At 63.7% G+C, this 22,140-nt stretch carries 19 protein-coding genes; 12 read left to right on the forward strand and 7 right to left on the reverse strand.

Annotated elements, in window-relative coordinates; genetic code table 11:
• Positions 1-46: 46 nt before the first annotated feature.
• The 4 genes from ettA to KUV86_RS11840 all read right to left on the reverse strand — a co-directional run bounded on the left by ettA (position 47) and on the right by KUV86_RS11840 (position 4,261).
• Positions 47-1,708, reverse strand: a complete 1,662-nt coding sequence (ettA, locus tag KUV86_RS11825) for an energy-dependent translational throttle protein EttA (RefSeq protein WP_206941197.1) — start codon at positions 1,706-1,708, stop codon at positions 47-49.
• Positions 1,709-2,004: 296 nt separating this feature from the next.
• Complete coding sequence (locus tag KUV86_RS11830) at positions 2,005-2,205, reverse strand: PA3496 family putative envelope integrity protein (RefSeq protein ID WP_206941195.1); 201 nt, start codon at positions 2,203-2,205, stop codon at positions 2,005-2,007.
• A gap of 146 nt (positions 2,206-2,351) precedes the next feature.
• Complete coding sequence (locus KUV86_RS11835; RefSeq protein ID WP_222162783.1) at positions 2,352-2,786, reverse strand: PAS domain-containing protein; 435 nt, start codon at positions 2,784-2,786, stop codon at positions 2,352-2,354.
• Positions 2,787-2,947: 161 nt separating this feature from the next.
• The gene (locus KUV86_RS11840; RefSeq protein WP_222484904.1) at positions 2,948-4,261 is read right to left on the reverse strand and encodes an MFS transporter; all 1,314 of its coding nucleotides are present in this window, start codon (positions 4,259-4,261) and stop codon (positions 2,948-2,950) included.
• Between the two features lie 62 nt (positions 4,262-4,323).
• Between KUV86_RS11840 and KUV86_RS11845 the strand changes: the two genes are divergently transcribed.
• Positions 4,324-4,593 carry a SelT/SelW/SelH family protein gene (locus KUV86_RS11845; protein ID WP_206941189.1) on the forward strand — a complete coding sequence of 90 codons (270 nt, stop codon included), beginning with the start codon at positions 4,324-4,326 and terminating at the stop codon, positions 4,591-4,593.
• Between the two features lie 165 nt (positions 4,594-4,758).
• On the forward strand, positions 4,759-5,652 hold the full coding sequence (locus tag KUV86_RS11850) for a DMT family transporter (RefSeq protein WP_222237565.1): 894 nt from the start codon (positions 4,759-4,761) through the stop codon (positions 5,650-5,652).
• Positions 5,653-5,697: 45 nt separating this feature from the next.
• Here KUV86_RS11850 and KUV86_RS11855 read toward each other — a convergent pair whose 3' ends face one another.
• The gene (locus tag KUV86_RS11855; protein ID WP_315900985.1) at positions 5,698-6,351 is read right to left on the reverse strand and encodes an arylesterase; all 654 of its coding nucleotides are present in this window, start codon (positions 6,349-6,351) and stop codon (positions 5,698-5,700) included.
• Between the two features lie 91 nt (positions 6,352-6,442).
• On the opposite strand from KUV86_RS11855, the gene KUV86_RS11860 reads away from it, so the two are divergent.
• The 8 genes from KUV86_RS11860 (at position 6,443) to KUV86_RS11890 (ending at position 17,122) form a co-directional block, all read left to right on the forward strand.
• Positions 6,443-7,192, forward strand: coding sequence for an ABC transporter ATP-binding protein (locus KUV86_RS11860; protein WP_222237564.1), 750 nt, complete (start codon positions 6,443-6,445; stop codon positions 7,190-7,192).
• Positions 7,193-7,272: 80 nt separating this feature from the next.
• Positions 7,273-9,849: an ABC transporter permease gene (locus tag KUV86_RS11865; protein ID WP_222485048.1), complete on the forward strand. Its 2,577-nt coding sequence runs from the start codon at positions 7,273-7,275 to the stop codon at positions 9,847-9,849.
• Positions 9,850-9,931: 82 nt separating this feature from the next.
• Entirely contained in the window at positions 9,932-11,482 is a 1,551-nt protein-coding gene (locus KUV86_RS11870) for a polyphosphate kinase (RefSeq protein ID WP_222484905.1), read from the forward strand.
• 279 nt (positions 11,483-11,761) lie between these two features.
• Positions 11,762-13,150: a hypothetical protein gene (locus tag KUV86_RS11875; RefSeq protein ID WP_206941181.1), complete on the forward strand. Its 1,389-nt coding sequence runs from the start codon at positions 11,762-11,764 to the stop codon at positions 13,148-13,150.
• Between the two features lie 127 nt (positions 13,151-13,277).
• Entirely contained in the window at positions 13,278-13,406 is a 129-nt protein-coding gene (locus KUV86_RS19995) for a hypothetical protein (RefSeq protein ID WP_261315895.1), read from the forward strand.
• Positions 13,393-14,658, forward strand: a complete 1,266-nt coding sequence (gene glyA / locus KUV86_RS11880) for a serine hydroxymethyltransferase (protein ID WP_206941179.1) — start codon at positions 13,393-13,395, stop codon at positions 14,656-14,658. Before KUV86_RS19995 ends, glyA begins: the two co-directional genes overlap by 14 nt.
• A 305-nt stretch (positions 14,659-14,963) precedes the next feature.
• Positions 14,964-15,905 (forward strand): HAD-IIB family hydrolase, encoded by a 942-nt coding sequence (locus KUV86_RS11885; RefSeq protein WP_222237562.1) that lies wholly within the window; start codon positions 14,964-14,966, stop codon positions 15,903-15,905.
• Positions 15,902-17,122, forward strand: a complete 1,221-nt coding sequence (locus KUV86_RS11890) for a glycosyl transferase (RefSeq protein WP_222162790.1) — start codon at positions 15,902-15,904, stop codon at positions 17,120-17,122. The genes KUV86_RS11885 and KUV86_RS11890 overlap by 4 nt, the downstream gene beginning before the upstream one ends.
• An 80-nt stretch (positions 17,123-17,202) precedes the next feature.
• Here KUV86_RS11890 and dsbG read toward each other — a convergent pair whose 3' ends face one another.
• Together dsbG and KUV86_RS11900 are read right to left on the reverse strand one after the other, a co-directional pair.
• Positions 17,203-18,108: a thiol:disulfide interchange protein DsbG gene (dsbG, locus tag KUV86_RS11895; RefSeq protein WP_261397621.1), complete on the reverse strand. Its 906-nt coding sequence runs from the start codon at positions 18,106-18,108 to the stop codon at positions 17,203-17,205.
• Positions 18,109-18,298: 190 nt separating this feature from the next.
• Positions 18,299-20,089 (reverse strand): sugar phosphorylase, encoded by a 1,791-nt coding sequence (locus KUV86_RS11900; RefSeq protein WP_261395887.1) that lies wholly within the window; start codon positions 20,087-20,089, stop codon positions 18,299-18,301.
• Positions 20,090-20,282: 193 nt separating this feature from the next.
• Here KUV86_RS11900 and nrdR point away from each other — a divergent pair, with 193 nt between their 5' ends.
• Together nrdR and ribD are read left to right on the forward strand one after the other, a co-directional pair.
• Positions 20,283-20,768, forward strand: coding sequence for a transcriptional regulator NrdR (gene nrdR, locus KUV86_RS11905; protein WP_222237561.1), 486 nt, complete (start codon positions 20,283-20,285; stop codon positions 20,766-20,768).
• Positions 20,765-21,937 (forward strand): bifunctional diaminohydroxyphosphoribosylaminopyrimidine deaminase/5-amino-6-(5-phosphoribosylamino)uracil reductase RibD, encoded by a 1,173-nt coding sequence (gene ribD, locus KUV86_RS11910; RefSeq protein ID WP_222484906.1) that lies wholly within the window; start codon positions 20,765-20,767, stop codon positions 21,935-21,937. The genes nrdR and ribD overlap by 4 nt, the downstream gene beginning before the upstream one ends.
• Positions 21,938-22,140 lie beyond the last annotated feature (203 nt).

The raw sequence follows: 22,140 nt of genomic DNA on the forward strand, positions 1-22,140 counted from the left end.
CGGAGCTACCGGTGGCGTCGAGGTGTCAGGTCAACAACCTGTCAGATCAAGCGTCGATGCGCTTGTACTTCATGCGGTGCGGGGTGTCGTCGCCGACACGCTTCTTGTGGTCCGCCTCGTACTCGGTGTAGTTGCCATCGAAGAATTCAACGTGCGAGTCGCCCTCGAAGGCCAGGATATGCGTCGCGATGCGGTCCAGGAACCAGCGATCGTGCGAGATCACCATGGCGCAGCCAGGGAAGGCCAGCAGGGCTTCTTCCAGGGCGCGAAGGGTCTCGATATCCAGGTCGTTGGACGGTTCGTCAAGCAGCAGCACGTTGGCACCCTGCTTGAGTGTCTGCGCCAGCTGCAGACGGCCACGCTCACCGCCGGACAGGTCACGCAGGAACTTCTGCTGATCGTTGCCCTTGAAGTTGAAGCGACCGACGTAGGCGCGAGAAGACACCTCGTAACCGTTGATGTTGAGGATGTCCTGTCCGTCGGACACTGCCTCCCACACGGTCTGCTTGTCGTCGAGGGCATCACGCATCTGCTCGACGTAGGCGATATCGACGGTGTCGCCCTTGACCACTTCGCCAGCGTCCGGTGACTCGCTGCCCTGAATCAGCTTGAACAGGGTGGACTTGCCGGCACCGTTGCCGCCGACGATACCGACGATGGCACCCTGGGGGATGGTGAAACTCAGGTCTTCGTAGAGCAGCTTGTCGTCGAAGCGCTTGGTTACATTGTGGAATTCGATGACCTTGTCGCCGAGGCGCGGGCCAGGCGGAATATAGATCTCGTTGGTCTCGTTGCGCTTCTGGAAATCGCCAGACTGCATTTCCTCGAAACGGTTAAGACGCGCCTTGCTCTTGGCCTGGCGGCCTTTGGCATTGGAGCGCACCCACTCGAGCTCGTGCTTGATCGCCTTCTGGCGAGAGGCCTCGGCCTTGGCTTCCTGTTCGAGGCGCTTTTCCTTGGCTTCCAGCCACTGGGAGTAGTTGCCTTCGAAGGGGATGCCCTGGCCACGATCCAGCTCCAGGATCCAGCCGGCCACGTTGTCGAGGAAGTAACGGTCGTGGGTGATGGCCACCACGGTGCCGGAATAGTCGTGGAGAAAGCGCTCCAGCCAGGCCACGGACTCGGCATCCAGGTGGTTGGTCGGCTCATCCAGCAGCAGCATGTCTGGGCTTGACAGCAGCAGGCGACACAGCGCTACGCGGCGGCGTTCACCTCCAGACAGGTGCCCGACGTTGGCCTCCCAGGGCGGAAGCCTGAGAGCGTCGGCGGCCACTTCCAGCTTGCGCTCGAGGTTGTGGGCGTCGGCGGCTTCGATCAGGTTTTCCAGCTTGGCCTGTTCGGCGGCCAGAGCGTCGAAGTCGGCATCCGGTTCAGCATAGGCAGCGTAGACGGCGTCCAGTTTAGTCTGGGCGTCCTTGATCTCGCCCAGTGCCTCTTCGACGGTCTCGCGCACGTTCTTGCTGTCGTCGAGCTCGGGTTCCTGCGGCAGATAGCCAACGTTGAGGCCGGGCATCGGACGAGCCTCGCCTTCGATCTCGGTATCCACGCCGGCCATGATGCGCAGCAGGGTGGATTTACCGGCACCGTTCAGGCCGAGCACGCCGATCTTTGCCCCCGGGAAGAAGGACAGAGAGATGTCCTTGAGGATCTGCTTCTTGGGGGGCACGACCTTGCCCACCCGGTTCATGGTGTAGACGTATTGCGCCATGGGAACTCGCTAAAGTTGGGAAGCGGTGCCATGCAGGGCTGTCGGCGTACCTGGACGTCGTCAGCGCTCATGTTGTCCGGCTTCCTCAGTTGGGTTCGCGGAAAAAATGCTGGCCACAGATGATAGAGCCGGAGCACAGCGAACGCCAGCCACCAACCAAGATTCACCGCCTGCCGGCAGCGGAAGGGCTTATGCAAGCCCCACCGAGAGAGACGCAAGAGCAGTACGCGCAAGCCCGATCGGCATCCCTATGGCCTCGGTGGCTCGTTTGGCAACTTGCGCGTCAGAGACTTGCCCTATTCTTCCTCGTCGTAGTCCCAGTCATCGTCGATGGCCTGGCGCAATCGGCGTTCTTCCAGCAGGGCTTCGACTCGTCGCCTGGCGCGCAGCGTGTCACTGCGGCTTGAGGATCGACTGCGTGAGTAGTCTTCGTCGTTGACCGCGTCCTGATCGGACAGGTCGAGATAGGCATCATCGAGAAGGGAATCGCGGCTCATGTGGAGTCTCCCATGGCCAGAGCGCCGGGGCGCGTCATATCACTCCATGCTTCCGGTACCCGGAAAGCGCCAACAGAATCCTTGGATTCTGTTGGCTATATAAGCGCGAATCGAGAAAAGTGCAAGAGGGGAAGAGCAATGGGCTGTCAGGCGCTGCTGGCGGCTGAACGTAGGCGTCCCAGCTCCTCGTGATCTGCAACGCGCTCCGAGACGTCCTTCTGGACCCCGATGAAGTAGACCAGTTCGTCGCTTTCATCGAAGACGGGGGTCAATGAGAGTTCGTTATAGAAGAGGGTGCCATCCTTCTTGTAGTTGCGCAGGACTTCCCGGCAGGGGCGCAGCTCGCGCAGCGCCTCGCGGACCGCATCGAGGCCAGGCTGGTCGGTATCGTCATTCTGCAGGAAGCGGCAGTCGCGGTAGAGAATCTCGTCTGCGCTGTAGCCGGTAAGACGCTCAAAGCCCTGATTGACGTAGATCAGGATGTGTTCGTCGCCTTCCTTTTCGGCCACCACGATCCCGTCCTCAGAGGCATTGATGATGCGTTCAAGCAGTTCCGGGTCGATCATGCTGGGTCGTTTCATGGGACGTCCTGTTAAAGGCTGCACGGGGGCTTCACCCGGAAGGCCGAGGGAAGTGGTGTCACTTTCAGCATAGTTGGGTCCCTAGCATGGGGATGCATGTCATTTAAATCAATGTCTGTCGAAGACATCTTGCGGGTCACCAAGAGCAAAGCAACCCCTCGTCACTCCTCGACTTCAGGGAGCCTGCGTGCACTTAACGCCGCAAGGCCTGCCGTGGCTGCCAGTACCAGCATCAATGGCCCCGTGCCGAGCCACTGGGCCAGGCCGCCGATGAACGCACCGACGGCCAGCATCAGAACACCGGTGATGGTGTTGGAGAGTGCCACGTACAGTGCCCGGTCATCGACGCCAGCCATGTCTACCACGTAGGTCTTGCGGCCGAGCCGAATACCGGAGTGGACGATGACCAGCAGTCCGTAGACCAGGGCATAGGGCCAGGTACTGGCGGCAACGGCCGCCGGCGCCCAGGCCAGCCCCGCGCCCAGCAGACAGCAGAGTGTGGTGCCGATGGCGCCATCGCGCATCACGGTTCTGCTGGAAGCGTCGGATCGCTTGCCCCAGATGGGGCTCGCGACCATGCCGGCGACACCGGATACCAGGATCAGCAGGCCCAGGCCACCCAGCTCGGCGCTGCCATTGTTCTGGGCCATGAGCGCGACATAGGGCAGTGCCAGGGCGCTGGACAGCAACAGTGCCCGAGTCAGGTTGAAGTGCCGGAAGGCGACGTCGTCACGCATCAGCGCTACCCCGGTCTTGATCGAGTGCCAGACGCTGTCGCCGCCGTCGGTGGCCCCTTCGGCTTCCTCGATGGCCGCCGCGCACAAGGCGTTGAGCGTCCAGCCAAGTGCAGCGACGCTGAGCAGAATGGCCAGGGCCAGCTGACCTGGCCGGTCATCGAACAGGACCAGCACCCCACCCGCTGCCAGTGTCACTGCGCCCGCTACGCTTCCGCTCCAGCCCATCAACGTGCCGCGCCGCTGCTTGGAAATGGTCTTGCCCAGCACATCCTTGGTAGCGATGGAGGAGAGCCCCCTGGCCAGCGACAGCACGATCAGGGTCAGCAGCACCAGACTGCCGCCCAGGCTGCCGGACCCCCACAGTGCCAGTCCCGCGAGGACGGCGGCGGCGATCGCCTGCAGCAAGCCCCCGACCACCCACACCCACTTGCGCTGAGGCTTGAGGCGAATGAAGCCAGCCACAAACAGTTGGGGCAGCAGGGCGCCCGCTTCGCGGATGGGCACCAGCAGGCCGACCATCCAGGTCGGCGCGCCAATCGCGCCCAGCAGCCAGGGCAGTACCAGACGTGCGCTGGACAGCTCGTCGGCCAGCTTGTTGCCGAGAGCGGCGAACAGGTGCAGGAAGAAGTTGCGGGGCTGTTCGTTGCAGGCGCTGTCGGGGATGTCCTTGCACAGCCGGCTGTCCTCGTCGCCGGTCAGCCATTCGTAGAGTCGGGTCTGGGTCTCGCCTATGGCCATGTGAGGGTTCCTGGCTGATAAGATGCTAAAGGTATCCACGTGCTTGAACAGGGAGACTGAACTTGGCACGAATCCGAATTATCTACTGTACGCAATGTCAGTGGCTTTTGCGTAGCGGCTGGTACGCTCAGGAGTTGCTGTCCACCTTTGGCGAGGAGTTGGCAGAAGTCACCCTGGTGCCGTCTCATGGGGGGCAGTTCGAGATCCATGTTGATGACGAGGTAATCTGGGAGCGCAAGCAAGACGGCGGCTTCCCGGATATCAAGTCGCTGAAACAGCGTGTTCGGGATGCCATCGCCCCAGGGCGCGACCTGGGACATATCGACCGCTAGCAGGTGGGCGCGGGTGCGCCCCCGCCTAATCACCGAAGGCCATGGGAAACCGGCCTGCTACTCTGGACGCAGTGCGATCAGCGTGGTCTCGCGCATGGTCTCGCGTGTGGTCTTGCGTAGCCCCGCTGTTGCTGCCACTGCTGCGCCATGATGCAAGGAACTGCAATGACTTCTGATCGACAGGCGATGGCCTTTGGGCTGGGCGCCGTAGCGCTGTGGTCCACCGTGGCCACTGCCTTCAAGCTGGCCCTGACGCACATGAGCCCGCTGGAATTGATGTGGCTGGCGGCGCTGGTGTCCTGGGCGCTGATGGGGGGGCTGGTGATCTATCGCGGTCAGCTTCGCCACGCGCTGAAGAGGGGCTGGAAGACGGCGCTTTGGGCAGGACTGATGAACCCGGTGGCCTATTACTTGGTGCTGTTCGCCGCCTATGACCGACTGCCCGGCCAGGAAGCCATGGCACTCAACTACACCTGGGCGCTGGCCATGGCGCTGCTGGCGGTGCCGATCCTCAAGCAGCGCCTGACCCGCATGGACATGGTAGCCGGACTCGTGGCCTACGCCGGCGTGTGGGTGATTGCCACCCGCGGCCAGGTCTTCAATGTGGATTTTGCCGACCCCCTGGGGGTCGCGCTGGCGCTGGCCTCAACCCTGATCTGGGCCCTTTACTGGCTGCTCAATGCTCGCGATCAGCGTCCTCCGCTGGTGGCGCAATGGCAGAACTTCAGTGTTGGGGTGCCGGTGCTGACCGTGCTGCTGGTGCTGGGGCCAGGGATGCAATGGCATGGCACGGTGTCCTTCGCCGCCGGCATCTACGTGGGCCTGTTCGAGATGGGGATTGCCTTCGTCCTGTGGCAGGCGGCCATACAGCGGGTCTCGCGCACGGCCAAGGTGTCCAACTTGATCTTTCTGTCGCCGCCGGTATCGCTGATGCTGCTGTACCTGGTGGTCGGAGAGCCTATCCAGGCGTCGACCCTGTTGGGGCTGGTGCTGATTCTGGGAGGGCTCGGCCTGCAGCAGTGGCAGAAGGCGCCAGCGGTCGCCACTGCCAATGAGTGAGGCAAGGCAGCGATTCGCCTGCGCTGGCGTTGATGCCGGACTGGCCTATGAGGTCTCCGCTGACGCCGGGTCGCCCGCTTCGCTGGTCGTGGCGGCGCCATCCAGCAACGGTGACAGGGCCGGCCAAACGTTGTCGAGCATGATGGGCTGCGCCTCTGCGGTGGGGTGAATGCCGTCGTCCTGCATCAGTTCCGGTGTCAGCGCTACCCCCTCGAGCAGGAATGGGACCAGAGGCACCTGATGACGCTGCGACAGCTCCCTGAACACACCGGTAAAGGCCTCACGATAGGCATCACCGTAGTTGGGGGGAATGTCGATACCCAGCAGCAGGACCTCGGCCCCAGACTGCTGGCTACGTTCAATCATGCTCTCGAGATTGGCGGACATCTGGGCCGGAGGCAGGCCTCGGAGGCCGTCGTTGCCGCCCAGCTCCAGCAGAACCAAATCCGGGTCATGCTGTCGCAGAAGTTCGGGCAGACGCGTGGCGCCACCGCTGGTGGTCTCGCCGCTGATACTGGCATTGATGACATCGGCGCGCTGATCGAGGCGTTGTGCCAGCAAGGCCACCCAGCCTTGTTCGCGCTCTATGCCGTAGGCGGCGCTAAGGCTGTCGCCGACCACCAGCAGAGTCGGTGGTGCTGTGTCAGACTGGGCCCATAGTGCCCCCGACAGGGGCAGCGCCAGCACAAGTCCCGACAAGACCGGCAGCCACCTGAGCCTGGTGGCCCTCACGCAAGAGCCGGCGAACGACGCTCCTATTCTTGCCATCGTCCGAGGAATTGCTATCACCATGTCGCTGTCTCCCACGTGTGAATCCGTCAACTCTGCTGCTGCTCCGGTCCTTCTGGCGCGTGGCCTGTCCAAGCATGTCGCCAGCGGCAGTCGCGAACTGACTATCCTGCGCGACCTGGAGCTTGAGGTACAGCCCGGGGAAAGCCTGGCCATTCTCGGGCAAAGCGGTGCCGGCAAGTCGACGCTGCTGGCGCTGCTCGCCGGTCTCGATACGCCCAGTGCTGGCGAGCTCGACATGTTCGGTACGTCACTGACCGCTCTCGATGAAGACGGCCGAGCGGCGCTGCGCAACGGCCGGGTCGGTTTCGTGTTCCAGAACTTTCAGCTGTTGCCAACCCTGACCGCGCTGGAAAACGTGTTGCTGCCTACCGAGCTTACCCCGCTGGATCGCCCCGAGCAGCGTGCCCGCCAGTGGCTCGAGCGGGTTGGTCTGGGTGAGCGGCTTGCTCACCTGCCCAAGCAGCTGTCCGGTGGCGAGCAGCAGCGTGTCGCCCTGGCGCGCGCCTTTGTGACTGGGCCCGAGCTGGTCTTTGCGGACGAGCCCACGGGAAATCTGGACCCCGAGACCGGGGAGCGCATCATTCAGACCCTGTTTGAGCTCAACCGTTCCGAGCGAACCACGCTGGTGCTGGTCACCCATGACCATGCCCTGGCACGGCGCTGCGATCGCTGCCTACAGCTGGCCTCCGGCAAGCTGGTCGACATGCCCCTGTCGCAGCTGGGTCCCGCCGCGGAGGTGTCGTCATGAGCGCAGGCTCCCACCAGCCAAGCAGCACAGCATCGGCGTCAGCCGCCGAGGGGATGGGAAGCCGTCATGCCCGGGTGTTCATGCGGCAGTGTCTGATGGCACTGCGCTCGCTGCGGCGTGATCTGCGGGCCGGGGACGTGCGCGCGCTGCTGGCGGCACTCACCCTGGCGGTGGCGGCCTCCACCATGATGGGCTTCTTTCTCGATCGTCTCGAGCGAGGCCTGACCCGCCAGGCCAGCCAGATGATGGGCGGGGACGTGGTGCTTGAGCAGTCCGATCCCTTTACCGCTGAGGTGCGTCAGCGCCTCGAAACGGCAGGAATGACGCTGAGTGACCAGGTCGACCTGGTCTCCATGGCCAGTCGTGACGGTGCCTTTCAGCCCGTCAGTATCAAGGCCGTTGATCAGGATTACCCCCTCTACGGGGCGTCACGGGTCGACCAGGGGCAGGGTACCGAGGAACTGACCACAGGCCCGGCTCCGGGTGAGGTGTGGCTGGCCCCCAGGCTTGAAACCCTTCTCGATATCGAACTTGGCGACCAGCTGGACCTGGGGCAGGGGAGCTTTCGCGTATCTGGCTGGATCGAACGCGAGGCCGACCAGTCCGCCGGGTTCGGCAGTTTCAATCCCCGGGTGATGATGCACGTCGATGACGTCGAGTCCACCGGCCTGATTCAGCCAGGCTCACGTATCGAGTACGAAATTCTGGCGGCCGGTTCGCCTGATGCAGTGGCCTCCCTGTCCGGTTGGCTGGCGCAGCTTCGCGCCGAAGGTGTCGAGGTGCGCGATGTGCGGGTGGATCGACCGCGTCTTGGCTCGGCCCTGGAGCGGGCGGAGACCTACCTTAGCCTGGCCGGCCTTGCTGCTGTCCTGCTGGCTGGCGTCGCGGTTGCCATGGCCACCCGTCGCTATGTGGACCGACACCTGGATACCGCCGCGTTGCTGCGCTGCTTCGGCGCGTCGCAGCAGGACCTGACCCGTGTCTTTGCGCTGCAGCTGGCGGGCTTGGCTGTTGTCGCCAGTACGTTGGGAGCAGCATTAGGGTTGGCAGGCCAGGCGGCGCTGCTCGCCTTGATGCAACGCTTTCTGCCGCTGGAGCTGCCGCCTCCTGGCATCTTGCCGCTATGGCTTGGCATCTTGACCGCCGTCGCGGTGCTGGCGGGCTTCGCCGGGCCGACGCTGCTGCGATTGAAGCGTGTCAGTGCACTCAAGGTCCTGCGGCGTGAGCTTGACCCCTTGCCGGCCTCCGGCTGGACCCTGCTGGGGGCGGCAGCGCTGGCCTTTGGCGGATTGCTGTGGCTGTATTCTGGCAGCCTGGGACTGGCGGCAGGACTGCTGGTGGGAGGAATGCTGGCACTGGCGCTGCTGTGGGGGCTGGCCGGGCTGATACTTGACGGAGTGCTGAAGCTCGTCTCCCGGTGGCAACATGGCCGACCTGACAGCGTCGCCAATGCCCTGCGTCTTGGCGCCCGCCAGCTGGCCCGTCGCCGTACCGCGAGCCTTGGACAGATGCTCGCCTTCGCGGTCACCTTCTTTGCCATGACCATGATTGCTCTGGTGCGAGGGGATCTGCTGACCACCTGGCAGGCCCAACTGCCCGACGACACGCCCAACCACTTTGCGATCAATATCCAGCCGACCGAGCGAGATGCCTTCGAACGACAGCTTGGTGATATTGCCCAGACCACCAGTGACCTTTATCCCATGGTCAGAGGAAGAATCACGGCGATCAATGGCGAGCCCCCGCGGCAGGCCGTCCCCGCCGACGCTCAGGGAGAGAATGCGCTGCGCCGGGAGCTTAACCTGACCTGGCGAGCGTCGCTGCCGAGCGGCAATCGGCTGGTGGCTGGTGAGTGGTTCGCCGCGTCAGCCAACGCAGATGACTGGCTGTCGCAGGTGGACGCTGAGCCAGCCGCGTCGTCTCCCGAGACAGTGACAGCCCCCATTTCTATGGAACGTGAGCTGGCAGAGCGCCTGGGGCTATCGCTTGGGGATCGACTCAGCTTCAGCATCGGGGCCGACACCCTGGTCGGAGAAATCACCAGCCTTCGTGATCTCGATTGGGACAGCTTCAAGCCCAACTTCTATGTGATCTTCCCGCCGGGAGTGCTGGAGCGTTTCGGACACAGCTTCATCACCGCGTTCTATCTGGATGCTGATCGCAAGGCTGATCTGGGGCAGCTGGTGGCGTCCTTTCCCGGCGTGACCTTGCTGGATGTGGATGCGCTGCTGGGCCAGGTGCGCGACGTGCTGGGACAGGTGACTCGCGCCGTCGAGGTGGTATTGGCGTTCGTGCTGCTGGCGGGGGTTAGCGTGCTCTATGCCGCTCTGATTGCCAGTCAGCCGGTAAGGGCCCACGAAAGTGGACTACTGCGCGTGTTTGGCGCGGGACGACGGCTGCTGGACCGCGTGCAGTGGTCCGAGTTTGCCGTTCTGGGCTTGGCCAGTGGACTGATGGCCGCACTGCTGGCCGAGGTCGCCACTGCGGCGTTATACCTGCTGTGGTTGGACCTTCCTCCCCGCTTTCATCTATGGATCTGGTTGGTGGTGCCGTTGTCTGGCGCGTTGATCCTGGGGGCGGTAGGGCACCTGTTGTCTCGAGGCCTGCGGCGCCAAGCGCCTGCGGCAAGCCTTGGGCTGTTGGGAAGCGCTGAGTAGCTGTCGAGCAGGGCAGGGCGCACAGTGGTTCCTGGGCAAGCGACATCAGCGCAGCGGTCGCGACCGCCGCGAAGGAGTGAACATGGGCAAGTCTGCGCAGGGAACGACCGAGAAGGGAGCCAGTGGCGATGGTACGCAGAGCGCTTCAGGGGCGAGCGTAAAGTGCAAGCGCGCCAAGCCGGACAAACGACAGGCCAGCAACAAGATGTCGGCCGAAGAGCGGCTGCGCTTCGGCCTGCTGTCTGCGCAATTGACCCTGGCTCAGCAGGTGGATCGGGCGGTGTTGGTACTGGTCGCGGGACATGCGGCGACCGGCAAGGGCGAGCTGATCAATCAGCTCAACCACTGGCTGGAGAACCGGCTGACGGAGGTGCACGCCCTGGCGCCAGGAGACGAGGAACGCTGTCGTCCCTACTGGTGGCGCTTCTGGCATCGCCTGCCGACGCGCGGACGGCTGGGGGTGTTCGTGCACGGCTGGGTTGGCGACGCGGTCCTCGCGCGGGCCTCAAGGGCGCTGGGCGAAGGCGCTTACAGTGACCGTATCGAGCAGATGCGCCAGTTCGAAGCCGAGCTCGCGGCCGATGGGGTGCAGCTGGTCAAGCTGTGGCTGCAGATCGACGCCGAGAGTCAACGCCGACGGCTCGAGATGCTGGCGGCAGACCCGGCCACTCGCTGGCAGGTCACCGAAGACAAGTGGCGGCGACATGCTCAGCACGGGCTGCTGGATGAATTGGCGCGGGACCTGCGCAAGCGCACCCACCGTCGCCACAGCCCCTGGATTGAGCTGGACGCCAGTTCTGGCGGCTCGCTGCTGCCCCAGGTGGCCAAGCTTCTCGAGAACGTCATGACAACGCCTCCTCCCGCCCTGGAAGTGGAGCCATCACCGGCGCTGGAGGCGGTTCAGCCTCCCTCCCTGGCGGCGCTGGTGCAGCGAGAAGCACCTGCGCGGCTAAAGAAGCGCGACTATGTTGAACGCCTGTCCGAGTCTCAGGCCCGCCTGGCGGAACTGGCCCGCAGCGCCGCGCGCCAGCGAGTCCCGCTGGTGGTCATGTTTGAAGGCCACGATGCGGCGGGCAAGGGCGGTGGCATTCACCGCCTGACGTCTGCCCTGGATGCCCGGCTCTATCAGGTGCACCAGGTCGCGGCACCGACCGAGGAAGAGTTGCTGCATCCCTGGCAATGGCGCTTCTGGCAGCGACTCCCCAGGGATGGCAGGGTCGCGGTGTTCGACCGCTCCTGGTACGGCCGCGTGCTGGTCGAGCGGGTGGAGGGCCTGGCCGTGGAAGATGACTGGCGTAGAGGCTACGAAGAAATACGCCAGTTCGAGGCGCGTCTGCTGGAGCATGGGGCGGTAGTGGTCAAGCTGTTCCTTGCCATCGACAAGGATGAGCAACTGGCCCGCTTCGAGGCTCGCGCCGCCACGCCCCACAAGCGCCACAAGTTGACCGATGAGGACTGGCGTAACCGCGAGCGGTGGGACGATTACCAGCAGGCGATTGACGAGATGTTCAGCCAGACTCATGTGCCCGGTGCCGAGTGGACGCTGATCGACGCCAATGACAAGCGCAGGGCGCGGCTGGAGGTGATCCAGGAAGTCAGTCGGCGGCTTGCCGCCAGGCTGCCCTTGGCATGATTATCCCTTCGGGTCTGCCGGGTACCACAGCGACGGTGCCTGAGTCGGTCGAGAGGTGTCGTCGAGAGGTGTAAGAGTGGTGTGATAGCAGTGTGGCGTCAGGGCTGGCGTCATAACAAGGCTGTCGGCGGTCATGACGACAGGCTACAGTGATTCACTCAGGCCCATCTCGCTGGCGACCGGACGGATGGACCGGTCGGACGACTCAGACGTTGCGACAGCCAATCGTTGAGATGGCTGAAAGGCTGATAACCGAATTCACAGGGGAGGTGAACCTCGATGAAGTATCTGATTCAACCGCGCCATGGGGCGCCACTTGCGCTGCTGCTGGCGCTGGGGTCCGGTATGGCGCAGGCCGATGCCGAGCGTCTTGAAGCGGACCTCAAGACGATGCTGGGAGGCGAGGGCACGCTGGAGATCGGTGACGTGTCCGATGAACTCTTCGGCAGCACCACCAGCGCCGAGGATCTGGTGTTGACGGGCCCTGATGGAGAGCGGCTCAGTGTTGCTCGCTATCTGGTCGAAGGTGACTACGAGTCGCCCGACGAAGTCGTGCTGGAAGAGGTGGAACTGATTGACCGTGGCGCGAGCATGACCCTCACCCGGTTAAGCTTCGAGGAGCCCGGTCAGGCGGTTCTGGACCTGCGTGAACTGCCCTGGGGCCAGGACAATCCCCTGGCGGGGCTACGTCTGGAAGGCCTGGTCATGGACCAGAGCGAAGGATCGGTGGGCGCGGACCTGCCCTGGGGCGAGTTTCCCGGACAGATCAATATCGACAGTCTGGAAGCGACTGAGCTCAGCCAGGATGCCATCGGTAGTCTGGTGCTGTCGGGCCTGACGGGGGCGTTCCAGGGGGACGAGGACCTGGGCACCGGGACCTTTGCCCTGCCGTCGCTGAGCCTGACCGGCTTGAAGGGAATGGAAGGCGATTCGCCGACCGTCGACGCGCTTGAGCTGTCCGACTTCTCGCTGGATTCCGATCGTGTGGTGGCCTCCTTGGCCAGCCTGGTGGCGGATGGCGACATGACGGATGGGGCCTACAGCGGTCGCATGGAAGGACTGGCCCTAGACCTGGCGAAGATGATCGAGCTGGCGCCGGCGGATGAGCGCACCCAGCTGCGCATGGTCGCCAATGTGCTGACCGGAGGCACCGGGCAGTTGACCCTGGATGCCGACATGGACGGCACCTGGGAAGCACAGGGATCCAATGGCCAGGTGGCCAGTCGCTTTACCATGACGGCCCGTGACGCCCTGCGTATCGGTTTCGATAGCGACCTGCCCGTCAATCTTCCCAAGGGCCAGGACCCCGCGACCTATTTCGCGGGCCTGAACGACTGGACCGAGCTGGATCTGCAGGGCGGCGATGTGTCGCTCGATATCGGCGATCTCGGCGTCTTCGGACGGATTGCCCCGGTGATCGCGGCGACCCAGGGAGTCTCGGAGGACGCGCTGCTTGAGCAGTTCCGGACCCAGGCGGAAGGCTTCGGCATCATGATGGGGCCCCAGATCGGGGCGGTGCTCAGCGGTATCGTCAAGATGATGGCGGGGGAAGCCAGCAGCATGCAGATCACCACCGAGCTTCCGCCCAGCCAGCATATTCAGAAACTGGCCAAGGAAGACCCGATGGGTCTGCCGGACGCGCTGTCGATGCAGGTCACGGTGGAGTAATCGCGGTAAAGCGGCGCATCGCAAGGGAAGGATGAGTCGCTGCGCCGACGGCGGCCACGTCGTCGGCGTCCAAATAACCGGCCTGTTCAGGCGTGGTTCAGTAAAACTAACCCCAAGATGAGAAATCATGGAACAGCTCATGACGGTCTTTCATGTGAAAGCGGTCATGGGCTGCGCTATTATGGCGGCCCGATTTATACGATTCTCTGTCGTCTTTCCCCTGCCGCGAGGTTATGCCGCCGATGTTCAGCCGTGATATGCAGATTGCCGGTTTCGATGATGCCCTGTTCGATGCCATGCAAAAGGAAGTGGCTCGTCAGGAAGCCCACATCGAACTGATCGCCTCCGAGAACTATGCCAGCCCCCGCGTGATGGAGGCTCAGGGTAGCCAGCTGACCAACAAGTACGCGGAAGGCTATCCCGGCAAGCGCTACTACGGTGGCTGCGAGTACGTCGACATTGTCGAGCAGCTGGCCATCGACTACGCCAAGGAGCTGTTTGGTGCCAGCTACGCCAACGTTCAGCCGCACTCTGGCTCCCAGGCCAACGGCGCGGTCTTCCAGGCGCTGGTCAAGCCGGGTGATACCGTCCTCGGCATGAGCCTGGACGCTGGGGGCCACCTGACCCACGGCGCACGTCCCAACTTCTCCGGCAAGCATTACAATGCCGTCCAGTACGGCATCGACGAGTCCGGACGTATCGACTACGAAGAAGTGGCACGTCTGGCCCGCGAGCACCAGCCGAAGATGATCATTGCAGGTTTCTCTGCCTACTCCCAGATCATCGACTGGGCTCAGTTCCGCAAGATCGCTGACGAAGTGGGCGCCTACCTGCTGGTCGACATGGCCCACGTGGCGGGTCTGGTGGCGGCGGGTGTCTACCCGACTCCGCTGCCCCACGCCCATGTGGTCACCACGACCACCCACAAGACGCTGCGCGGACCCCGCGGTGGCCTGATCCTGTCCGCCGAGAACGATGCCGACATCGAGAAGAAGCTGCAGTCCGCCGTCTTCCCTGGTGGACAGGGTGGGCCGCTCGAGCACGTGATCGCGGCCAAGGCGATCTGCTTCAAGGAAGCCATGGCGCCCGAGTTCAAGACCTACCAGCAGCAGGTGGTCAAGAACGCCCAGGTGATGGCCAAGGTGTTTATCGAGCGCGGCTACGATGTGGTGTCCGGTGGCACCGAAGATCACCTGTTCCTGCTCTCCCTGATCAAGCAAGGTTTGACCGGCAAGGATGCGGATGCCGCTCTGGGCCGCGCTCATATCACGGTCAACAAGAACGCCGTGCCTGGCGATCCCCAGAGCCCGTTCGTGACCTCTGGCCTGCGTATCGGCACCCCGGCGGTGACCACTCGCGGCTTTGGCGAGGCCGAGTGCGGCGACCTGGCCGGCTGGATCTGCGACATTCTCGACGTCATGGCCAGCGGTGAGTCCAGCGAGGCCGTTGAAGCGGACGTGAAAGCCAAGGTCGAGGCAGTCTGCGCTCGTCTTCCGGTCTACGCCTGAAAGCGGCAGGGTAAGCACCATCAGGAACCGTAGCCTGATGACGTAGCCTGCACGACGGAATGCCCCCATGAGCCCTGCTCGTGGGGGCATTTTCATGCTGGCGGCAGGCTCATCCTGGCGGCCGGCCAAGCCTGCCGGCTGCTGCTGCACCATGTTGGTGCCTGGGTGTGCACCTGTCCTGACCTCGGTGGATGCTTCGTTGTGCACATGTTTTTGCATGTGACTGTTTTATTTATCTTCCTTAACGCGGTGGCGTGCCCCTTGCTATGAGTCAAGGTGAACTCTTTTGATGCGAAGGCCCTGCCATGCACGCCACTGCCACGCCCTGCCTGGGCGACAGCGCTGAACCCCGCCTTCTGTTTACCGACCTGGATGGCTCTCTACTTGACCACCATGACTACGACTGGGCGCCTGCCCAGCCGTGGCTCGAGACGCTGCGCAAGGCCGGTGTCGGGGTGATTCCGGTGACCAGCAAGACGCGCAGTGAGCTGCTTGGCTTGCGCCAGGCGCTGGGACTTGCTGATCAGCCCTTTATTGCCGAGAACGGAGCGGTCATCGCCCTGCCCGACAGCTGGTGCCATGCCAGGCGCGAGGGTCCAGTGGGCCCCGATGGCCTGGTCATTCGCACCCTGGGTGTCGATATCGGACTGATTCGTCGGCGCGTGGCGATCTGGCGGGAGCGTCTGTCGGCGCGCTTTCTGACCATGAGTGAAATGGCACTGGAGGACGTCGTGGCGTTCACCGGCCTGGATGAACAGGAGGCACGCCTGGCGCGCCTGCGCGAAGGCAGCGAGCCGCTGCTGTGGGAGGACGACGATGCGCTGTTGCAACGCTTTCGCGAAGGTCTGGCAGGCGATGGCCTGCGCATGACCCGTGGCGGACGCTTCTGGCATGTGCTGGGGGACACAGACAAGGGCCAGGCGGTGCGTTGGCTGTGTGCGCGCTACGAAGCGTTGAAGGGCAAGCGACCGACCACCCTGTCCCTGGGCGACGGCCCCAATGACGTGGCCATGCTGGAGGCAACCGACGCCGCGGTGGTCATTCGCGGCCAGCATGGTCTGGATGTCCGGCCGGATCAGCCAAACCTCTACCGCAGTGAAGCGATGGGGCCACGGGGCTGGGCCGAAGGGGTAGCCCATTGCTGGGGAGCGAACCCTCAGGCCCTCGAGGCAGCGGCCAGGGGAGACCAGGGCGTGCAGACAGACGATCAGCATCACCATCTTGGCGGAAAAGAGGACGACGCATGAGCGATTTCCATCAGAACGGCATCATTACCGATTTTCACAACCTGACGCGTCGTTCTGCCGAAGAGCTTGAGGCGGACCTTGAGCAGTTCGCCAGACAGCGGCCGCTGGGGCTGATCCTGCCGTCGCTCTATTCTGAACTGGAAGGGCCGGCACTGGATGCGATCGTCGAGACCTTGTCGAGTGCCGACTACTTGTCCGAGATTGTCATCGGCCTGGATCGTGCCGACCGCGATCAGTTTCTGCGTGCTCGAGAATTCTTCTCCCGCCTGCCCCAGCACCACCGCATCCTGTGGAATGATGGACCTCGCTTGCGCGAGCTCGACGCCGACCTGTCTGCCGAGGGGCTTGCCCCACAGCAGCCGGGCAAGGGGCGCAACGTCTGGTTCTGTGCGGGCTATGTCCAGGCATCGGGGCGCACAGCAGCGGTGGGACTGCACGATTGCGATATTCTGACCTACGACCGCTCGCTGCTGGCCAGACTGATGTACCCCGTGGCGCATCCACGCTTCAACTACGCGTTCTGCAAGGGCTACTACTCGCGCATCGCCGAAGGCAAGCTGAACGGACGGGTGTCTCGGCTACTGGTCACGCCGCTGCTGCGGGCGCTGAAGATCATGCACGGGCCGCTGCCTTATCTGGACTATCTCGATAGCTATCGCTACCCGCTGTCAGGCGAGTTTTCCATGCGCACGGAGGTGCTCGACAACCTGCGCATACCCGCCGACTGGGGACTGGAGATCGGGGTGCTGTCCGAGGTGCACCGTGACCATTCGACCAACCGTCTGTGTCAGGTCGACATTGCCGATGTCTACGATCACAAGCATCAGCCGGTCTCTGCCGATGATGCCAGTGCGGGGCTCAACCGCATGAGCCTGGATATTGCCAAGGCGCTGTATCGCAAGCTGGCAACGCAGGGGGTGGGGTTCTCCTCCGAGGGTTTTCGCACGCTGAAGGCGACCTACTATCGACTCGCTCTGGATTTGATCGAGTCCTACGACCACGATGCCACCATGAATGGCCTGAGCCTCGACCGCCACGCCGAAGAGCAGGCCGTAGAGCTGTTTGCGGCGAATCTGATCGAGGCGGGAAATGCTTTCCTCGACAACCCCCGGGAGAAGCCCTTCATTCCCAGTTGGAACAGGGTAAGAGCGGCGTTGCCGGATCTTCCACAGCGCCTTTATCAGGCGGTGGAAGCCGACAACGCCGGAGATGTCTAGGAGGGAGAGTGACTGTCACGGGGCCTCGCCATGGCAAGGCCCCGGTGATGACAGAGCTGATCCGCTGTGGTGCCAGCCCCTCAGGGGCTGGCGCTTCCCATGATGGTCTCGAACAGGGCCTGTCCCGGCAGTCCCTGAGTCATTTCGACCTTGCCATCATGGCGATAGACCATGCCTGGGGTGGCCACCATGCCGAAGCCTCGGAACAGCTCATGATTGCTCTGTAGACGCTGTTCCAGGTCGCGGGGTAGCTGGCGCATCGGCGTAATCGGATCACCCCCTTCGTGAGCGGCCAGGGCGGCAGAGGGGTCGTCCGCGGCCAGCATGGTGACCGCCTGGCGTGGGCTCGCTGGATCCAGTATGCCCACCATGACGTGGCGTAGCTGGACCTCTCCGCTCTCCACGAAGGGGCGGGTCATCTGCCACAGGCGGGTGCAGTATGGGCAGTTGGGATCGGTGAAGACGTACACCGTGCGCGACGCGTCCGGGTCGCCATCAGCGATCCAGGCGCTGTCAGCCAGCTCCTGCCACACCGCTTCATCCTGAGGTCCTTGCACCAGTCGCTCCAGCGGCTCTTCCGACAGGTTGTTGGCCTCACCGTCAATCAGGTTGCCGACAATGGCGTGCTCGCCATCGGCAGTCACGAAGATTGTCATGGGCTGGCCTCGGTGGCTGGCAGCGTAGCCCTCCAGGCCTCCAGGGGCATCAAATTCTCCATGCACTTCCAGGCCTTCTTTCTCGAGGGCCTCGATAGGCGCGGGGTAATCCTTGGCTTCGACGCTGGATAGCGGCAGCAGGCCGAAGGCCACCGCAGCAAGGGTCATGAAGGATCGCGGGTAACGCGGGCGCGATGGGGCATCGGGGCGGCGGGGGGTGTCCTGACTCATCGGTGTTCGGGCTCGCATGTCGTTGTCGGAGGGGCGCGCAGAGGTGACCTGATCATCCCGGTGGTAGGGCGGCCAGTGCTGTGACAACAGCTGGGACAACAGGATGAGAGGTCAGTTCGGTGGCCGGCCCGGTTGGTGGGGTTACGGATAAAGGAAACGCTGAAGTCATCAGCCGAGCGGCGCCAGGCGCCCGCAGCGCAGGCGCCTTTGCGCTACAGGTGAGGCGTTCGAGGGGCGCGCAACGCAGCGAATCGTTGGTGCAGGCAGTGATGCAGTGTTTCCTGAACGCTCAATCATGACGCACCAGCCATAGTGAGCGATAGGGCGCCAGGGTATCGCAATGGCGCCATTCGCCGCCCTCCAGCAGGTCCTCCCAGCCAGGACGTTCGAGTTCCGCCATGACCAGAGGTTGCGGGCGGTCGGTAACATTATGGATCGCCAGCAGGCGACGGCCGCTGGCAATCGGCCCACGCTGAATGGCCAGCAATTGTGGCGCGGTTGGCACCACCGTCTGAGCGGCGTCGGGGTGGAAGCAAGGCTCTCGACGGCGCAGTTCAAGGCGACGCGTGAGGGCGACGAATACCTCACGGGTCGGCGTGTGCCGGCTGTCCAGCAGCATCCCCAGTTCCTGGCGCTGCCAGCGCTTGCGGTTGATGGAGCGCAGGCGCCCGCTGCGCTCGACGCCATCATGGTCATTCTGGGTAGCCGTCAGACAGTGAATGTAGACCCCGGGTATGCCCTTCAGGACCAGCATCAGGTGCTGACTCAACAAGAAGCGCTCGACCTGCCAGGGGTCGGGGCCTCGGCGGGTGCCGCTCATGGCATCGAACCAGGTGATGTTCAGTTCGTAGGGACTGTCACTGCCGTCGCTCTGGCGGCGCATGCTGACAAAGCCACCGAAGCGCTGCATCAAGCCAACCAGAGCATCGATTTCGTGTTGCTCGAGCCAGCCTTCCAGCGGTCGTACCCCGATGCCGTCGTGGCTGGCCGTGAAGTTGAGATAGCTGCAGCCCTCTGGAAGCTCGGGCAGCGTGTTCAGCCAGCGGGCGATGGTGCCGGCCTCACCGCTGGTCAGGGTATGCAGCAGCAGTGGGGGCAGCGGGAACTGATAGACCAGATGGGCTTCATCCGGTGGCGTGTGCTCACGCTCCAGGCCAAAGTAGCTGATGTTCTCGGCGTGAGGCACGTTGGTCTCGGTGATGATCAAGGTGCCGGGAGCCACATGATCGACGATGGCGCGCAGCAGACGCACCACGGCGTGGGTTTCGGGAAGGTGAATGCAACGGGTGCCGGGCCGTTTCCACAGGAAGGCGACGGCGTCCAGGCGCACGATCCGCGCGCCCTGCTGAAGATAGAACAGCAGTATGCCGATGAATTCGATCAGCACGTCGGGGTTGGCAAAGTTCAGGTCGATCTGGTCCTCCGAGAAGGTGGCCCACAGATGGCGTACCCCCCGACGGGTACTGACCGGCACCAGCAGTGGAGAACTACGTGGCCGGACGACGTCGCTGAGATCCGTTTCCGGGTCCATCTCGATGAAGTAGTCACGACCGGGCAGGTTGCCGCCCAGGTAGTCGGCAAACCACAGCGACTCCCTTGAGACATGATTCAAGACCAGATCCACCATCAGGTCGTGGCGGCTGGCCAGCCGCCTGATGTCTCGCCACTCGCCCAGGGCCGGGTCGACCTCGCGGTAGTGAATGACCGAGAAGCCATCGTCGCTGCTCCAGGGAAAGAAGGGCAGCACGTGCACCCCGCTGAACACGCCAGCCAGTCGGCTGTGAAGAAAGTCATCGAGCACGGCCAGGGGAGGTTTGGGCGACGTCTCCTGACCGCTGTCCGAGCGTGATTCGTGCTCATCGATCAGCGAATCACCGTACAGAATCAGCCATTGATCCTTTTCACTCCACAGTTCGGTTCTTGCACCATGACGGTGCGAAAGACGGGCGCCCTGCGCTTCGATCAGGCGCAGCAGGCGGCGCAGCACTTCCTCGCTACGTTCTCCATAAAGAGGTGTCAGCAAGGCTTTGGCATGCTGCTGGAAGCGGTCTGCGTCCATCGCTGTGAGTGGTGGGGCCATGGCGTCCTCCTTGGGCGGGCGAGGCGGGAGGTTGCGCCTGTGCCCGACGTCTTATTGGCAGGATAATGCACAACATCAAGCACAGGGCGTGCCAACTGGCATCGCGCAAAGGGCTTGGCGGACGGTTGCGCTGGGCGAAAAAGGCCGCAACCGTTACACTATGGCGACATTTTCTCCTGCCGGACTGCCCGCTATGCATTGCCCTTTCTGTGGCGCTCAAGAGACTCGTGTGACCGATTCCCGGCTGGTTGCCGAAGGCGACCAGGTGCGTCGACGTCGGCAGTGCGCGGGATGCGGGGAGCGCTTCACTACCTATGAGACCGCCGAACTGGTGATGCCGCGGATCGTCAAGGCCGATGGCTCCCGTGAGGTGTTTGACGAGAGCAAGCTGCGAGCGGGCATGCTGAGGGCTCTGGAAAAACGCCCGGTCAGTGCGGAATCCATCGAAGCGGCGGTGGAGCGCATACGCCAGAACCTGAGGGCCCGAGGGGAGCGTGAGGTCCAGGCGCGGGTCGTGGGTGAGGAAGTGATGAATGCGCTCAAGCGCCTGGACCAGGTGGCTTACATTCGCTTCGCCTCGGTGTATCGCAGATTTCAGGACATCGACGAGTTTCGTGCCGAGATTGACCGGTTGGCTCAGGAGCCGAGCTTCACCCCCGACAATGAGGAGCCGTCATGAGCCGCGACGATGCACCTCCGGCGTCAGCCCCTGGCCATGATGCCCACTGGATGGCGAGGGCGCTTCGCCTGGCTGAGCATGGCCGCTACACCAGCATGCCGAATCCGCGTGTCGGTTGCGTGCTGGTCAAGGACGGCGAGTGGCTGGCCGAGGGCTTTCATGAGCGTGCCGGTGAGCCCCATGCGGAAATCCATGCGCTGAACGGCGCCGGTGAGCGCTCCCGTGGTGCAACCGCCTATGTGACGCTGGAGCCATGCTCGCATCATGGTCGCACCGGCCCCTGCTGCGATGCCTTGATCAAGGCGGGCGTCGCCCGGGTCGTGGTGGCCATGCAGGACCCCAACCCACAGGTCGCTGGGCGTGGCATCCAGAGGCTGCGTGAGGCAGGTATCGAGGTGCTGGTCGGTTGTCTTGAGGACGATGCGCTGACCTTGAATGCGGGCTTCGTATCGCGCATGACCAAGGGGCGCCCGCGGGTGCGCCTGAAGCTGGCCATGAGCCTCGATGGGCGTACCGCCATGGCCTCCGGCGAGTCCCAGTGGATCACCGGCCCTGCGGCACGCCGCGATGTGCAGCGCCTGCGTGCCCAGAGCTGCGCGATTCTGACTGGCGTCGACTCCATCATCTTCGATAACTCGCGACTGACGGTGCGAGCCGAGCAACTGGGGCTCGATCAGGCTGACACCATTGCCCGTCGCCAGCCGCTGCGCGTGGTGGTCGATTCGCGTCTGCGCATGCCGTTGGCGGCTGCCTGTCTGAGCGAGCCCGGTCAGACCCTGGTGGTCTGCGTCGAAGGCGTCGAGTCTCCTCGCCGGGAAGCGCTGGAGCGCAGCGGGGCCCGAGTACTGGAAATGCCGGCCGGCGAGGACGGTCGCGTAGATCTGCCGACGCTGCTCGACTGGCTGGGGCGTGAAGAAGGATGCAACGAGCTGCTGGTCGAAACCGGTGCGACCCTTGCCGGTGCCATGATGGATGCCTGTCTGGTGGATGAGCTGCGCCTCTACATGGCGCCGACGCTGCTTGGACCCGAGGCCCGTGGACTGATGTCATTGAGCGGGATTGACCAGATGGCTCATCAGCGACCGCTCGAGATCATCGATATTCGCGCCTTGGGCCAGGACTGGCGAATTTTGGCTCGCCCCGCACTGCCTGCCTGCACAGGGCGCTGAGCTAACGCCCTGAAAATGACAGAGCCCTGATAACCTAGAGCCCTGATGACCTAGAGCCCTGATTATTCTAGCGCCCTGATACGGGGCCGGGTGCAGGTGCCCGCGTGGATACGTGGTTCTCCGCATACCCTCTCATTCGCCGCCACTGGCGCCCAGGCGCGTCCCACGGTACCCTGACGGCCGTTTCTGGCCGCCGTCGCCGT

The sequence above is a fragment of the Halomonas sp. DP8Y7-3 genome (assembly GCF_019801675.1).
Lineage (GTDB): Bacteria > Pseudomonadota > Gammaproteobacteria > Pseudomonadales > Halomonadaceae > Halomonas > Halomonas litopenaei_A.

Bases quoted from the DNA above. Each gene is read 5' to 3' on its own strand.
- ribD (WP_222484906.1), top strand. From the start codon at position 20,765: ATGAGCCGCGACGATGCACCTCCGGCGTCAGCCCCTGGCCATGATGCC.
- KUV86_RS11840 (WP_222484904.1), bottom strand. From the start codon at position 4,261: ATGGCCATAGGCGAGACCCAGACCCGACTCTACGAATGGCTGACCGGC.
- KUV86_RS11875 (WP_206941181.1), top strand. From the start codon at position 11,762: ATGAAGTATCTGATTCAACCGCGCCATGGGGCGCCACTTGCGCTGCTG.
- KUV86_RS11850 (WP_222237565.1), top strand. From the start codon at position 4,759: ATGACTTCTGATCGACAGGCGATGGCCTTTGGGCTGGGCGCCGTAGCG.
- KUV86_RS11890 (WP_222162790.1), top strand. From the start codon at position 15,902: ATGAGCGATTTCCATCAGAACGGCATCATTACCGATTTTCACAACCTG.
- KUV86_RS19995 (WP_261315895.1), top strand. From the start codon at position 13,278: ATGGAACAGCTCATGACGGTCTTTCATGTGAAAGCGGTCATGGGCTGC.
- KUV86_RS11900 (WP_261395887.1), bottom strand. From the start codon at position 20,089: ATGGCCCCACCACTCACAGCGATGGACGCAGACCGCTTCCAGCAGCAT.
- KUV86_RS11835 (WP_222162783.1), bottom strand. From the start codon at position 2,786: ATGAAACGACCCAGCATGATCGACCCGGAACTGCTTGAACGCATCATC.
- KUV86_RS11885 (WP_222237562.1), top strand. From the start codon at position 14,964: ATGCACGCCACTGCCACGCCCTGCCTGGGCGACAGCGCTGAACCCCGC.
- ettA (WP_206941197.1), bottom strand. From the start codon at position 1,708: ATGGCGCAATACGTCTACACCATGAACCGGGTGGGCAAGGTCGTGCCC.
- KUV86_RS11830 (WP_206941195.1), bottom strand. From the start codon at position 2,205: ATGAGCCGCGATTCCCTTCTCGATGATGCCTATCTCGACCTGTCCGAT.
- KUV86_RS11865 (WP_222485048.1), top strand. From the start codon at position 7,273: ATGCGGCAGTGTCTGATGGCACTGCGCTCGCTGCGGCGTGATCTGCGG.
- KUV86_RS11870 (WP_222484905.1), top strand. From the start codon at position 9,932: ATGGGCAAGTCTGCGCAGGGAACGACCGAGAAGGGAGCCAGTGGCGAT.
- KUV86_RS11860 (WP_222237564.1), top strand. From the start codon at position 6,443: ATGTCGCTGTCTCCCACGTGTGAATCCGTCAACTCTGCTGCTGCTCCG.
- nrdR (WP_222237561.1), top strand. From the start codon at position 20,283: ATGCATTGCCCTTTCTGTGGCGCTCAAGAGACTCGTGTGACCGATTCC.
- glyA (WP_206941179.1), top strand. From the start codon at position 13,393: ATGTTCAGCCGTGATATGCAGATTGCCGGTTTCGATGATGCCCTGTTC.